Origin of the sequence: Streptomyces sp. NPDC052109 (genome assembly GCF_040680195.1) — a bacterium.
Lineage (GTDB): Bacteria > Actinomycetota > Actinomycetes > Streptomycetales > Streptomycetaceae > Streptomyces.
This window is the reverse complement of sequence record NZ_JBFAWF010000007.1, coordinates 347094-360223: the sequence shown is the minus strand read 5'-3', so window position 1 is coordinate 360223 and position 13130 is coordinate 347094. Positions and strand designations below refer to the sequence as shown.

Annotated in this window: 10 protein-coding genes; 1 reads left to right on the top strand and 9 read right to left on the bottom strand. The window is 72.3% G+C overall.

Annotated elements, in window-relative coordinates; translation table 11 throughout:
* Positions 1-95: 95 nt before the first annotated feature.
* From AB0L59_RS18105 to AB0L59_RS18090, 4 genes are all read right to left on the bottom strand, one after another.
* The gene (locus AB0L59_RS18105; RefSeq protein WP_365584327.1) at positions 96-617 is read right to left on the bottom strand and encodes a DUF1990 domain-containing protein; all 522 of its coding nucleotides are present in this window, start codon (positions 615-617) and stop codon (positions 96-98) included.
* A gap of 79 nt (positions 618-696) precedes the next feature.
* The gene (locus tag AB0L59_RS18100) at positions 697-2346 is read right to left on the bottom strand and encodes a M4 family metallopeptidase (protein WP_365584325.1); all 1650 of its coding nucleotides are present in this window, start codon (positions 2344-2346) and stop codon (positions 697-699) included.
* 237 nt (positions 2347-2583) lie between these two features.
* On the bottom strand, positions 2584-4629 hold the full coding sequence (locus AB0L59_RS18095) for a M4 family metallopeptidase (protein ID WP_365584322.1): 2046 nt from the start codon (positions 4627-4629) through the stop codon (positions 2584-2586).
* Positions 4630-4882: 253 nt separating this feature from the next.
* Positions 4883-5251 carry a hypothetical protein gene (locus AB0L59_RS18090; RefSeq protein ID WP_365584319.1) on the bottom strand — a complete coding sequence of 123 codons (369 nt, stop codon included), beginning with the start codon at positions 5249-5251 and terminating at the stop codon, positions 4883-4885.
* On the opposite strand from AB0L59_RS18090, the gene AB0L59_RS18085 reads away from it, so the two are divergent.
* Positions 5243-5365 carry a hypothetical protein gene (locus AB0L59_RS18085; RefSeq protein ID WP_365584317.1) on the top strand — a complete coding sequence of 41 codons (123 nt, stop codon included), beginning with the start codon at positions 5243-5245 and terminating at the stop codon, positions 5363-5365. The two genes, AB0L59_RS18090 and AB0L59_RS18085, sit on opposite strands and share 9 nt — an antisense overlap.
* A gap of 65 nt (positions 5366-5430) precedes the next feature.
* On the opposite strand, the gene AB0L59_RS18080 is transcribed toward AB0L59_RS18085, so the two are convergent.
* The 5 genes from AB0L59_RS18080 to AB0L59_RS18060 are packed head-to-tail and all read right to left on the bottom strand — an operon-like array spanning position 5431 to position 12936.
* Positions 5431-5748 carry a hypothetical protein gene (locus tag AB0L59_RS18080; protein WP_365584315.1) on the bottom strand — a complete coding sequence of 106 codons (318 nt, stop codon included), beginning with the start codon at positions 5746-5748 and terminating at the stop codon, positions 5431-5433.
* Positions 5745-7493 (bottom strand): ABC transporter ATP-binding protein, encoded by a 1749-nt coding sequence (locus tag AB0L59_RS18075; RefSeq protein ID WP_365584382.1) that lies wholly within the window; start codon positions 7491-7493, stop codon positions 5745-5747. The genes AB0L59_RS18080 and AB0L59_RS18075 overlap by 4 nt, the downstream gene beginning before the upstream one ends.
* A gap of 53 nt (positions 7494-7546) precedes the next feature.
* Positions 7547-9253, bottom strand: a complete 1707-nt coding sequence (locus tag AB0L59_RS18070) for an ABC transporter ATP-binding protein (RefSeq protein WP_365584312.1) — start codon at positions 9251-9253, stop codon at positions 7547-7549.
* 24 nt (positions 9254-9277) lie between these two features.
* Positions 9278-11149: an ABC transporter ATP-binding protein gene (locus AB0L59_RS18065; RefSeq protein ID WP_365584310.1), complete on the bottom strand. Its 1872-nt coding sequence runs from the start codon at positions 11147-11149 to the stop codon at positions 9278-9280.
* The gene (locus AB0L59_RS18060) at positions 11146-12936 is read right to left on the bottom strand and encodes an ABC transporter ATP-binding protein (RefSeq protein ID WP_365584307.1); all 1791 of its coding nucleotides are present in this window, start codon (positions 12934-12936) and stop codon (positions 11146-11148) included. The genes AB0L59_RS18065 and AB0L59_RS18060 overlap by 4 nt, the downstream gene beginning before the upstream one ends.
* Positions 12937-13130 lie beyond the last annotated feature (194 nt).

The following is a 13130-nucleotide window of genomic DNA, read 5'->3' as shown; positions in this document are numbered from 1 at the left end:
TCGGATCATCACATTCGGGTGTTGTCGAGAGCAACGCGGCAGGGGGTTCGGTACGCGGGTTGGCGGGAATCCGCCCCCCTGGCCGGCCGGGCGCGTCAGGCCTCGGACAGCCCCTCGCACAACCTGCGCAGCACCGCCCCGCACCGGCGCGCGTACGCGTGCTGGAAGCCCCGGGCCGCCGGGCCGCCCGCTCTGGTGTACCACTTGGCCCCCTTGCTGAAGGCCGCGACCGTCAGCCAGACCGTGCCGTCGCCCGTGCGGTCGACGACGAAGGTCTCCTCGCCGCACTCGGGGTGGCCCTTCAGGGTGCCGTAGGCCCACCCGGCCCGGCGGGGTTCCTCGACCGTCCAGACGATGCGGCACGGGGCCTTGATCAGGCCGGCCAGGGTGACGGTGACGTCGACGCCGGGGGCGGCGCGGTCGGCGGTCGCGGCGATGCCGACGCCCATCTCACGATGCATCTCCCAGGTGAGGACCGCCTCGGCGGCCCGGCGGAAGACCTCGTGGCCTTCGCCGAGGCGGGTGCGGACGAACATCGGGTGGAAGCCGGGCGGGCAGTACGTCGGGTCGTCGCGGGTCGCGCCGACCGGCTCGTAGGTGAAGGGCGCCGAGGACATGGGTCACAAGCGTAGGGCGGCACCCGGAACGCCCTGCGTCCGGGTGCCGCCCGCTGCCGAGGGCCTGGTGGCCGGGTGACTAGTTGACGTTGACCGCCGACCAGGCAGCCGCCACGGCCTTGTACTCGGCGCTGGTGGAGCCGTACAGGGCGGACGCGGCGGACAGGGTGCCCGCGCGGGCCGACTTGTAGTTGGTGGTCGACGTGAAGTACGTCGTCAGCGCCTTGTACCAGATCTGCAGCGCCTTGTCCCGGCCGATGCCGGTGACCGCGGAGCCGTTGTAGGTCGGGGAGTTGTAGGAGACCCCGTTGATCGTCTTCGCGCCGCTGCCCTCCGACAGCAGGTAGAAGAAGTGGTTGGCGACACCGGACGAGTAGTGGACGTCCAGGTTGCCGACGGAGGAGGACCAGTAGTCCGCCGAGCCGCCGTCCTTGCTGGGCTTGTCCATGTAGCGCAGCGGGGTGCCGTCGCCGTTGATGTTGATCTTCTCGCCGATGAGGTAGTCGCCCTTGTCGGACGCGTTGTTGGCGTAGAACTCCACGCCGGTGCCCATGATGTCGCTGGTCGCCTCGTTCAGGCCGCCGGACTCGCCCGAGTAGTTCAGGCCCGCGGTGTTGGAGGTGACGCCGTGGCTCATCTCGTGGCCGGCCACGTCCAGCGAGGTCAGCGGGTCGACGTTGCCGGAGCCGTCGCCGTAGGTCATGCAGAAGCAGCTGTCGTCCCAGAACGCGTTCACGTACGCGTTGCCGTAGTGCACGCGGGAGTAGGCGCCGACGCCGTCGTTCTTGATGCCGCTGCGGCCGAAGGTGTTCTTGTAGAAGTCCCAGGTCTCGGCCGCGCCGTAGGCGGCGTCGGCCGCCGCGGTCTGGTCGGAGGAGGAGCTGGAGGCGGTGCCGGTGCCGAAGACGTTGGTCGAGCTGGACACCAGGGTGCCCGTGCCGGACGTCTTGCGGGCCAGGTTGTAGGTCTTGTGGTTGCCCCGGGCGCCGTCGGTGAGCTGGTACGTCGAGCCCGACTGCGTGGTGTTGAGGCTGACCGTGCCGGAGTACAGCGTCTTGCCGGTGCCGGTCGCGTTCTCGATGCCCTGGTACGCGAAGAGCTTCTTGCCGGTCGCGGCGTCGGTGATGACGTGCAGCTGGTTCGGGGTGCCGTCGTCCTGCAGGCCGCCGACGATCGTCTCGTAGGCGAGGACGGGCTTGCCGGAGCCGGCCCAGATCACCTTGCGGGCGCCGTCCGCTGCGGTCTTGGCGGAACCGAGGGTCTTGGCGGCGGACACCGCCTGCTTCTCGGCCTTGGCGGCGGTGATCCTCGGCGTGAGCGAGGCCACCTTGATGGTCGCCTTGGTCGCCTTGGTGACGCCCTCGGTTCTGCCCGACTCGGCGGTGTGGACGACGAGGTCGCCGCCGAGCACCGGGAGGCCCGCGTAGGTGCGCTCGTAGCGGGTGTGGACCGTGCCGTCGGCGTCCTTGACGACGTCCTTGACGACCAGCTTCTCCTTGGCGCCGAGGCCTATGTGCTGCGCGGTCTCGGCGGCGCCGGCCTGGGCCTGCTGTATCAGGGAGGCGCGCGCAGAGACGGACAGCGCGGCCGGGGCGGCGCCGGGGGTGGCACTGGTCTTGCCGGCGGCGGTCGCGGTGGTGGTCAGACCGGTGGAGAGAAGGGCTCCGGCGGCGACGGCGGTGGCGATGGCCAGAGTGGTGCGCTTGTGACGCGCGTAGCGGGGGGTCACGCAAGCTCCTTCGTGTGGGGAGTCCGGTCAGCGTGGGGTTACTGGCCGGAACGGTGTGGTGAAGCTCTGCGGCGGGTGAGGGAAGAGTGGCATCAGGGGCGCGTACATGTCAGGTCCCTGAAGTGATGTTGGCCGAAAGACGACTGTCCGGGAAACGTTGCAGGTGTGTTAACGGGTGCCGTCCGAGGGTGCCGGACCCTCGAACGGCGCCCAGTTCCCGGGCTTTTGACCGCCGATCTACGGGAACGTCAGCTTCCAGCCGTTGATCGTCCCGGTGTCATAGGTGGCCTGATCCTGCACCCTCAACTTCCATGTTCCGTTGGCCGGTTCGGCGGAGGCGTTGACCGTGTAGGTCTGCTTCACGTTGTCCGCCGAGTCCGACGAGCTGAAGTTCTTCAGGCGGTACGCGGTGCCCGAGGGGCCGACGAGGTCGATCACCAGGTCACCCCGCCAGGTGTGCGTGATGTCCACGCTCACCTGGAGGTTGCTCGGCGCGTTTCCGCTCCTGCCGGAGACCGTGATGTCCGAGGTTACGGCCGGCCCGTTGTCCGGGATGGCCACGGGGGTGTTGCTCTCGTACGTCGTACCGCCGCCCCCGCCGCCCCCGCCGCCGTCGGAGCGCGACCCGACCGCCACGGCCGCCCACGCGTCCTGCACCGCCTTGTACTCGGTGCTGGAGGTGCCGTACAGCTCGCCGGCCGCCGCGAGGGTGCCGGTGCGGGCGCCCGCGTAGTCGGTGGTGGAGGTGAACTTGGTGGTCAGCGCCCGGTACCAGATCTGCAGCGCCTTGTCCCGGCCGATGCCGGTGACCGGAAGCCCGTCCGCCGTGGGCGAGTCGTAGCTGACGCCGTTGATCACCTTGGCGCCGCTGCCCTCGCTCAGCAGGTAGAAGAAGTGGTTCGCGACTCCCGAGGAGTAGTGCACGTCGAGGCCGCCGACGCCCGAGTACCAGGAGTCGGCGGAGCTGCCGTCCTTGCTCGGCTTGTCCATGTAGCGCAGCGGGGTGCCGTCGCCGTTGATGTCGATCTTCTCGCCGATGAGGTAGTCACCGGGGTCGGAGCTGTTGTTGGCGTAGAACTCCACGCCGGTGCCCATGATGTCGCTGGTGGCCTCGTTCAGGCCGCCCGACTCGTCGCTGTAGTCGAGGCCCGCGGTGTTGGAGGTGACGCCGTGGCTCATCTCGTGGCCGGCCACGTCGAGCGCGGTCAGCGGGTCGTTGTTGCCGGAGCCGTCGCCGTAGGTCATGCAGAAGCAGCCGTCGTCCCAGAACGCGTTCACGTACGCGTTGCCGTAGTGCACGCGGGAGTAGGCTCCGACGCCGTCGTTCTTGATGCCGCTGCGGCCGAAGGTGTTCTTGTAGAAGTCCCAGGTCTCCTGGGCGCCGTAGTGGGCGTCCGCACCCGCGGTGGCCGCGTTGGACGTGGTGCCGTTGCCCCAGGTGTCGTTGGTCTGCGAGAACAGCGTCCCGGTCCCCGAGGTGCCGTGGTTCAGGTTGTACGTCTTGTGACCGCCGCGCGCCCCGTCGGTCAGCGTGTACGTCGAACCCGACTGCGTGGTGGTCAGCGTGACCTGCCCGCTGTACTGGGTGTTGCCGACGCCCGTCTCGATGCCCTGGTACTCGTACAGCTTTCCGCCGGTGGCGGCGTCGGTGATGACGTGCAGCCGGTTCGGGGTGCCGTCGTCCTGGAAACCGCCCACGACCGTCTCGTAGGCGAGGACCGGCCTGCCGGAACCTGCCCAGATCACCCTGCGCACGGAGTCGGCGGACTGCTTCCTGCCGCCGAGGGCCCTGGCCCGCTGCACGGCCTGCTTCTCCGCCGCGGCCCTGGACACGGCCGGGGTGAGAGCGGCGACCTTCAGCGTGGCGCGGGTGGCCTTGATGACCTCCATGGTCTTGCCGGACTCGTTGGTGTCCACGACCAGGTCGCCGCCGAGCACGGGAAGCCCGGCGTAGGTGCGCTCGTAGCGAGTGTGGAGGGTGCCGTCGGCGTCCTTGACGACGTCCTTGACGATCAGCTTCTCCTTGGCCCCGAGGCCGAGGGACCGGGCGGTGGCGGCCGTGCCGGCGTCGGCGTGGCGTATCAGTTCGGCGCGCTGCGAGGGGGTGAGCCGCACGGCCGCATGGGCCGGATTCACCTTGCCGGGCTGTGGCTTCGCCGGTGCGGCGCCGGCCGTGCCCGTCTGGACGGCGGCGGCGATCAGGGCGGCGACGCCGGCGAGGGCGACGGTGGCGGTGCGACGCGGGGTGTGGGGGGTGCGTCTGCGAGAGGAACTGCTTCTCAACACTGACTCCTTCTGCGTGACCGCGGGTCGCGCGGCCAGGGGAGACCGGACGGTGGGTTGGGTGACGTCCGGGGCAGAACAGGGCGGTGCGCGGAACCATGTGCAGGCCGCTCACGAACAGGCGGAGCTGTGGGGTTGTTGTGAGCCGGCTTGGGAAGAGTGACAGGGGATCGGCGCACCTGTCAGGACCGCGTCAGAAACTTGGCCGGAAACGGTTCGTTGACCGGAGGTTCATGTTCGGTATGCGGATCGGTCACCAGGGCAGCGGATCGGGGCGGTGGTCCCACCACCAGCCGTGCGCAGGAACCCCGTTGTCCGGTTCCGGACGAAGGGCGCCGGGGTCCTCGACGGTGTGTGCGGTGAACAGTGCGTCCAGCTCGGTCAGCGCGTCGGACAGGCGTGCCCGGAGCGCCGGATGCAGCTGGACGCCGGGCTCCGCCGGCTTGCCGCGGCACGCCACGCGGTCGCGATAGAGGTCGGCGGGGTACCAGCCGGACGGGGCCCAGTCGCCCGCCATCTGCCGGACGAGCTTCTCCCAGGCGCCGAGGCGGGAGCAGGCGTACCACAAGGGGCTCCCGGTGGCCTCGGCCCGTTCGGGCGCCGACTTCCGTGCGTGGTGCACGAATTCGTCCGCGAGCACGTGGCGATCTCCGGCTCGCCCACGACCTCCGGAATCCGCATGACCCGCGTCCGCGGCAGCTGGGCGACCGGCACCTCGACCGCGTCGACCCTGTAGTGGGGCACCTCGTCGTCGGGACCGTACAGGCGGGCCCGAGTGACGACTCCCTGCGGAGGCACCGGTCAGTAGGCACTCGGTCTCGGGGACTCGGCCGGGTAGAGCACGACGGCATCCGCCACCCGCGCCAGGGCGGCGGAGAACTCGGCCTCGGACAGCCGCGGTCGGACCGAGTCCTGGACGCAGACGTCCAGGATCGACGACACGTCCCCGGTGACCGCCGTCGTGCCGCACAGGACGAGCGCGTCCCGGTCGCGCCGCTCCTGGTCGGTGTGCTCGTCGGCGACGTCCACGTCCGCCGGCCGCACGCCGAGGCAGCGCGCGAGCGCATCCGCGAGGGCGCTCGTGGACAGCGGGCGTGTGACGAGGACGTCGTAGATCACGAAGTACCGTCCCGCACGGGGGAGTCGGGGTCACCGGTGGGGTCGCCGTGCCAGGTCCGCCACAGGGCCGCGTAGGCGCCGCCGGCCGCCACCAGGTCCTCGTGCGTGCCCAGTTCCGTCAGGAGGCCGTTCTCCATGACCGCCACCCGGTCGGCGTCGTGGGCCGTGTGGAGGCGGTGGGCGATGGCGATGACCGTGCGGCCCTCGAGGACGGCGGCGAGGGCGCGCTCGGTGTGCCGGGCCGTCGTGGGGTCCAGCAGGGCGGTCGCCTCGTCGAGGATCAGGGTGTGCGGGTCGGCCAGCACCACCCGGGCCAGGGCGAGTTGCTGCGCCTGCGAACCGTCGGTGGAGCGGGCGCCCTCGCCCAGCCGGGTGTCCAGGCCGTCCGGCAGGTCACGGACCCAGTCCTCGGCGCCGACCGCCGCGAGCGCCGCCCACAGGTCGGCGTCCGTGGCCTCCGGCTCGGCGATCAGCAGGTTGTCGCGGACCGTGCCGAGGAACACATGGTGCTCCTGCGTCACCAGGACCACCTGGCGGCGCAGCAGCTCGGGCTCCAGCTCGGCGACCGGTACCCCGCCCACCGTCACCGCGCCCGTGCCGGGCCGGTCGATGCCCGCGAGGAGTCTGCTGAGCGTCGTCTTCCCGGCACCCGACGGGCCCACCACCGCGAGCCGCTCGCCGGGCCGCACCGTCAGGTCGACCCCGCCCAGCACCTCACCGCCGCGCTTGTAGGCGTACCGCACCCCGCGCACGTCGATCCGGTCGTCCGCCGGGACCGGCGCACCGTCCGCGCTCTCCCCGCGCGGCGCCTGCGCCAGCCCCTCCACACGCGCGAACGAGGCGCTGCTGCTCTGCAGTTGCTCCACCCGCATCAGGATCTGGTCCAGCGGCTCGGTGAACTGCCGCAGATACAGCGCCGCGGCCACCACCGCGCCCACCCCGACCGCGCCCCGCTGGTGCAGCCACCCGCCGAGCAGCAGCACGCCCGCCACCGGCACGGTGTACGTCACCTCCACCGCCGGGAAGAACACCGTCCGCAGGAACAGCGTGTAGAACCGGGTGCGGCGGGACGTCTCCAGCGCGTCCCGGCTCGCCGCGATCCGCCGCTCGGACAGCCGGAACGCCTCGACCGTCCGCGCCCCGGCCGCCGTCGCGGCCACGACCTCCGCGACCTCGGACGTGGCCGCACCCTCGGCCAGATAGCCGTCCCGGGCCCGCCGCAGATACCAGCGCAGCGCCAGCCAGATCGGGGTCAGCCCGAGCAGCCCGAACGCCCCGAGCAGCGGGGCGAGGGCGAACACCGCGCCCAGCACGAACAGCGCCTGCACCGTGCAGACCAGCAGCTCCGGGCCGACGTCCCGCAGCGTGGTGCCGACGATCGCCACGTCCGCGGTGCCCCGCGCGGTCAGATCGCCGGTGCCTGCCCGCTCCACCACGGACGCGGGCAGCGCCAGCACCCGCTCCACGTACTCCTCGCGCACCCGGGCCAGCGTGCGCTCCCCGAACCGGTACCCCACGTACCGCGCCCAGCGGGCCAGCAGCAGCTGGGCCAGCGCGCACACCAGGATCCACGGCGCGAGCCGGTCCACGGCGGCGATGCCCGGGCCGCCCCGCACACCGGCCCGCACCTCGTCGACGATCCGCCCGACCAGCCACGGCCCGACCAGTCCCGCCCCCGCCGCCAGCGCGTTCAGCAGCAAAGTGGCGGCGAACGCCCGCCCGTCGGCCCGCACCAGCCGCAGCATGGCCCGCCGCACCCGGCCCCGGTCCGCGACGGGCAGCAGCCCCTCGCCCGCCGTCACCGTACGGCCCCTTCCGCGTCCCGGGCCACCAGTGCCCGGTAGCCCGGCTCGGCGGTCAGCAGCCGCCGGTGCGGCCCGCTCGCCGCGACCTTCCCGTCGACCAGGAACACGACCGTGTCCGCGCGGTCCAGCACCAGCGGCGAGGTGGACGTCACCACCGTCGTACGGCCCTCCCGGACCTCACGCAGCCGCCGGGCGACCGTCGCCTCCGTGTGCGCGTCCAGCGCCGAGGTGGGCTCCACCGCGAGCAGCACCTCCGGGTCGGCCAGCAGCGCCCGGGTGAGCCGGATCCGCTGCCGCTGTCCGCCGGACAGGCTGCGGCCCTGCCCGGCCACCGCGGAGTCCGGCCCGTCCGGCAGGCCGCGTACGACGTCCTCGGCGGCGGCCGCGTACAGCGCCCGGCCGAGCGCCGTCTCGTCGGAGGTGCGCGCGGCGGCCACGACCTCCCGCAGCGGCCCGGCGAACAGGTCGGCCTCGTTGTCCGCGACCAGGATCCGCCCGCGCACCTCCGCCAGCGGGACCGCGTCCAGCCGTACCCCTCCCCACGTGGCGTCGGTCGGCCCGAAGCGGCCCAGCCGGTCGACCACGGCCGCGGCGTCGGCGGGCCGGGCGGCGGCCAGCGCGGTCAGCCGGCCCGGCACCACCCGCACCCCCGACGCCGGATCGTGCAGCTCGGCCGGCCCCTCGGGCGCCGCCAGCGTGCCCGCGTCCGGCTCCGGCTCCAGCCGCAGCAGCCGTACGACCCGGCGGGCGGCCACCACGCCCCGGTTCAGGTCGTAGGCCATCTGCACGAAGAAGGCCACCGGCCCGATCAGCACGGCGACATAGCCGTACACCGCCACCAACTGGCCGATGGTGATGGACCCTTGCACGGTGAGCCGGGCGGCGAGCCAGGTCACCACGGCCAGGAACAGGGTGGGCAGGCCCACGCCGAGCGCCTGCACCCAGCTGGCCACCGCGCCCACCCGGTAGCCCTGTGCCCGCAGCCGCTGAGAGTCCTGCCGGAAGGCGTCCGCGAACAGCCCCTTGCCGCCCAGCCCGTTGAGGACGCGCAGACCGCCCGCGAGGTCCCCGATGCGCGCGGTGAGCACACCCTGCCGTTCCCGGTAGGCGCTCTCCGCGCCCTGCAGCCGCAGCGTCAGCGGCCCGGTGACCAGCGCGATCACCGGCAGACCCAGCAGCACCACGGCGGCCAGCGGCACCGAGACCGCCAGCAGCAGCCCGGCCACCACCACATAGACCACCACCGAGCCGACGCCCGGGCCGACCACGGTCAGCGACGACGCGATGGTGTGCACATCGCCGACCCCGATCGTCACCACCTCACCGGCCCCGGTCCGGCGCGACAGCGCCGAGCCGAGCCGCACCACATGTCCGACGACCACCTTCACCGTGCGGAAGTAGGCGTCCATCCGCACCCGGGTCATCGTGCGGTGCCGCATGATGCTCAGCCAGGCGTTCACCGACCCGAGCACGAACATCACCACGGTCCACCCGGCCAGTACCCCCAGCCGCCCCGGCACCAGACCGTCGTCCACGGCCCGCGCCATCAGGTACGGCTGAGCGGCCAGCAGTACCATCCACACACTGCCCAGCACCGCCCCGGCCGCCGACCGGCCCGGCTGGCGCAGCACCAGCCACCACAGATAGCGCCAGCCGCCGCGCGTGTCGGGCGTGCCCGGATCCTCGTACGCGTCGATCATCCCGTGAATGCCCCCGTTCTCCGGCTAGGCCAGACTGTCCCGCCACGCCTTGTGCAGATCCGCGAACCGGCCCGTGCCGGCGATCAGTTCGTCCGGCCGGCCGTCCTCCACGATCCGGCCGTGCTCCATCACCAGCACCCGGTCCGCGATCTCCACGGTCGACAGGCGGTGCGCGATGACGACCGCCGTACGGCCCCTCAGCACCGTCGACATCGCCCGCTGCACGGCCCGCTCGCCCGGGACGTCCAGCGAACTGGTCGCCTCGTCCAGGATCAGCACCGCCGGGTCGGCGAGCAACGCGCGTGCGAAGGCGACCAGTTGGCGCTGGCCGGCCGAGATGCGCCCGCCGCGCTTGCGGACGTCGGTGTCGTAGCCGTCGGGCAGGGCGCTGATGAACTCGTGCGCGCCGATGGCCTTCGCCGCCCGCTCGATCTCCGCGCGGGTGGCGTCGGGCCGGCCGATGGCGATGTTGTCCGCGACCGTGCCGGAGAACAGGAACGCCTCCTGGGTCACCATGACCACCCCGCGCCGCAGTTCCGGCACGGCCAGTTCGCGCAGATCCACCCCGTCCAGCAGCACGCGGCCGTCGGAGGGGTCGTAGAAGCGGGCGAGGAGCTTGGCGAGCGTGGACTTGCCGGCGCCCGTGGAGCCGACCACGGCGACCGTCTGCCCGGCCGGCAGGGTCAGATCGAAACGGGGCAGCACCTCGCCGCCGGTGCGGTAGCCGAACCGGACCCGGTCGAAGACGACCTCGCGGCCCGGGAAGTCGCCTTTCAGCGGCGGGAGTTCACGCGCCACGTCCGGCTCCGGCACGGACGGGGTCTGCGCCAGCAGCCCGGCGATCTTCTCCAGGGAGGCCGCGGCCGACTGGTAGGCGTTCAGGAACATGCCGAGCCGGTCGATCGGGTCGTACAGCCGGCGCAGGTACAGTACGGCCGCCGCCAGCACGCCCAGCTCCAGCGAGCCGGACGCCACCCGGTAGGCGCCCCACAGCACCATCCCCGCGACCGCCGTGTTGGCCACCAGCCGGGAGCCGACCACGTAGCGGGCCATCTCCAGCAGCGCGTCCCCGTTCGTCCGCTCGTGCCGCCGGTTGAGCACCGCGAACTCGGCGTCGTTCGCCGCCTCCCGGCGGAAGGCACGCACCGGACGGATGCCGTTCATCGTCTCCACGAACTTCACGATCACCGCCGCGATCGCCGTGGACCGCACCCGGTACACCCGGCCCGCTCGCCGCTGGTAGAGCCGTACGAGCAGGTGGAGCGGCACGAAGGAGGCCACCGCGACCGCGCCGAGGCCCAGGTCCAGCCACAGCAGCAGCGCCGAGATGTAGACGAAGGACAGCACGACGGTCACCAGCTCCTGCAGGCCCTCGCCCAGCAGCTCGCGCAGCGACTCGACGTCGGTGGTGGAGCGGGAGATCAGCCGTCCGGACGTGTACCGCTCGTGGAAGTCGATGCTCAGCGCCTGCGCGTGCCGGAAGATCCGGCCCCGCAGGTCGAGCAGCACATCCTGGCTGACCCGGGCGGAGGCCTCGATGAACGCGAACTGCAGTACGCCGGACAGCAGCGCGCAGAGCAGATAGCCGACCGCCACCGCGATCAGCGGACCGTTCCGGTGGTCCCGGAACGCCGGTACGGCGCTGTCGATGGCGTACGCCACCAGCAGCGGGCCCACCTGCACCGCCGCCTGCTGGAGCAGCAGCAGGAGCGTGGTCACCGTGGCCCGGGCCTTCAGGGGCGCGAGCAGGGAACGCAGCAGAGCGGCCGTGGCGCCGGGCGGGGCGGGCAGCACGTCCCGGTCGAAGACGTCGCCGTCACCGCCGTGGCCTTCGCCCTGCGGGCCGGGGAGTTCGTCGTCCTCGGCGGTGGGGGTGGAGGTGGTCGTGGTCGTCAACGGGCTTCCTCCTCGTGCTCGTCCCCGGACATCAGATGCGCGTACTCGGTGTTGGTGCGCAGCAGTTCCTGGTGGGTGCCGACGGCGGTGATCCGGCCGCCCGAGAGCAGGGCGACCCGGTCGGCGAGCAGCACGGTGGAGGGGCGGTGGGCCACGATCAGCGCGGTGGTGTCGGCGAGGACCTGCCGCAGCGCGGCCTCCACCGCGGCCTCCGTGTGCACGTCCAGGGCGGACAGCGGGTCGTCCAGCACCAGGAACTCCGGCCGGCCCACCACTGCGCGGGCCAGCGCGAGGCGCTGCCGCTGGCCGCCGGAGAGGCTCAGGCCCTGCTCGCCGACGCGGGTGTCGGTGCCCTGGGCGAGGTCGTGCGCGAAGTCGGCCTGCGCGACGCCGAGCGCCCGGTCGAGGTCCGGCTTTCCGGCCCCCTCCGGCGCTCCCATCAGCACGTTCTCGCCGACGCTCGCGGAGAAGAGGGTGGGTTCCTCGAACGCGACGGCGACCTTCGCGCGCAGCTCCTCGCGGGGCATCGCGGTGATGTCGACGCCGTCGAGCGTGATGCGGCCCGAGGTGGCCTCGTGCAGGCGGGGGACGAGGGCGGTGAGCGTCGTCTTGCCGCTGCCGGTGGCGCCGACGAGGGCCATGGACTCGCCGGGGCGGATGTGGAGGTCGATGTCGGTGAGGAGGGGTGGGGAGCCGGAGGGTGCGTCGGGGTAGCGGAACGCGACGTTCTCGAAGCGCAGACCGGTCCTGGCCGGTTTCGCTCGCCCCCGCTCGTGGAGCGCCGCCGCGGCGTCCTCCGGCGCCTCGTCCATCACCTCGAAGTACCGCTCCGTCGCCGTCGCCGCCTCCTGGCTCATCGCCAGCAGGAACCCGATCGAGTCCACCGGCCAGCGCAGCGCGAGGGCCGTGCTCAGGAAGGCGACCAGCGTGCCCGCCGACAGCCCGCCGTCGGCCACCCGGACCGCACCCAGCACCAGCGCCGCCCCGATCGCCACCTCCGGCAGCGTCACGATGACACCCCAGATCACGGCCAGCAGCCGCGCCTTGCGCAGCTCCGTGCCGCGCAGGGTGAGCGACAGCTCGCGGAACGCCCGGGCCTGGCTGCGGTGCCGGCCGAAGCCCTTGATGATGCGGATGCCGAGCACGCTCTCCTCGACCACCGTCGTCAGGTCGCCGACCTGGTCCTGGGCACGCCGCGCCACCAGGGCGTACCGCCGCTCGAAGACCGCGCACGTCCACATCACGGGGAGCGCGGGACCCAGGATGACCAGCCCCAGCACCCAGTCCTGCATCAGCATGATCACCACGCCGATGAGGATCGTGACCCCGTTGACCAGCAGGAACGTCAGCGGGAAGGCGAGGAACTGACGCAGCAGCATCAGATCGGTCGTGCCCCGCGACAGCAACTGACCGGAGGCCCAGCGGTCGTGGAAGGCGACGGGAAGCCGCTGCAGATGCCGGTAGAGATCCGCCCGCATCTCCGCCTCGACGTGCGACAGCGGACGGGCCACCAGCCAGCGCCGTATGCCGAACAGGACCGCCTCGGCGATCCCGAGCAGGAGCAGATACAGCGCGCCGAGCCAGACACCGGCCGGGTCCCGGTCGGCCACCGGCCCGTCCACGATCCACTTCAGGACGAGCGGGATCACCAGCCCCGTACAGGAGGCGACGATCGCGACGAACGCGGCCGTGAACAGGCGTGCCCGCACGGGGCGGACGTACGGCCACAGCCGCAGCAGGGTACGAACGGCGGAACGGTCCTCGGCGGTTGCACGTGTCGTGGGCATCACTCGCGAGCGTACGGACCGGCACTGACATCGCATACCGAGTTTTCGCCCACCCGTGGTCGGTCATTGGACCTACGACCTGCGCGTTCGACCTGTCGGACGAGGGCTGCGCGCGCGAGGTCGCAGACCCGCATCAACCGATCGGCCGATGCCGCTTCGAGCGGGCCGGCCGATGTGCCGGGCCCCGTCCGTCC

Excerpts from the sequence above, each read along its gene's own strand:
- AB0L59_RS18060 (WP_365584307.1), bottom strand. The coding sequence starts at position 12,936 with ATGCCCACGACACGTGCAACCGCCGAGGACCGTTCCGCCGTTCGTACC.
- AB0L59_RS18075 (WP_365584382.1), bottom strand. The coding sequence starts at position 7,493 with ATGCTGCGGCTGGTGCGGGCCGACGGGCGGGCGTTCGCCGCCACTTTG.
- AB0L59_RS18105 (WP_365584327.1), bottom strand. The coding sequence starts at position 617 with ATGTCCTCGGCGCCCTTCACCTACGAGCCGGTCGGCGCGACCCGCGAC.
- AB0L59_RS18070 (WP_365584312.1), bottom strand. The coding sequence starts at position 9,253 with ATGATCGACGCGTACGAGGATCCGGGCACGCCCGACACGCGCGGCGGC.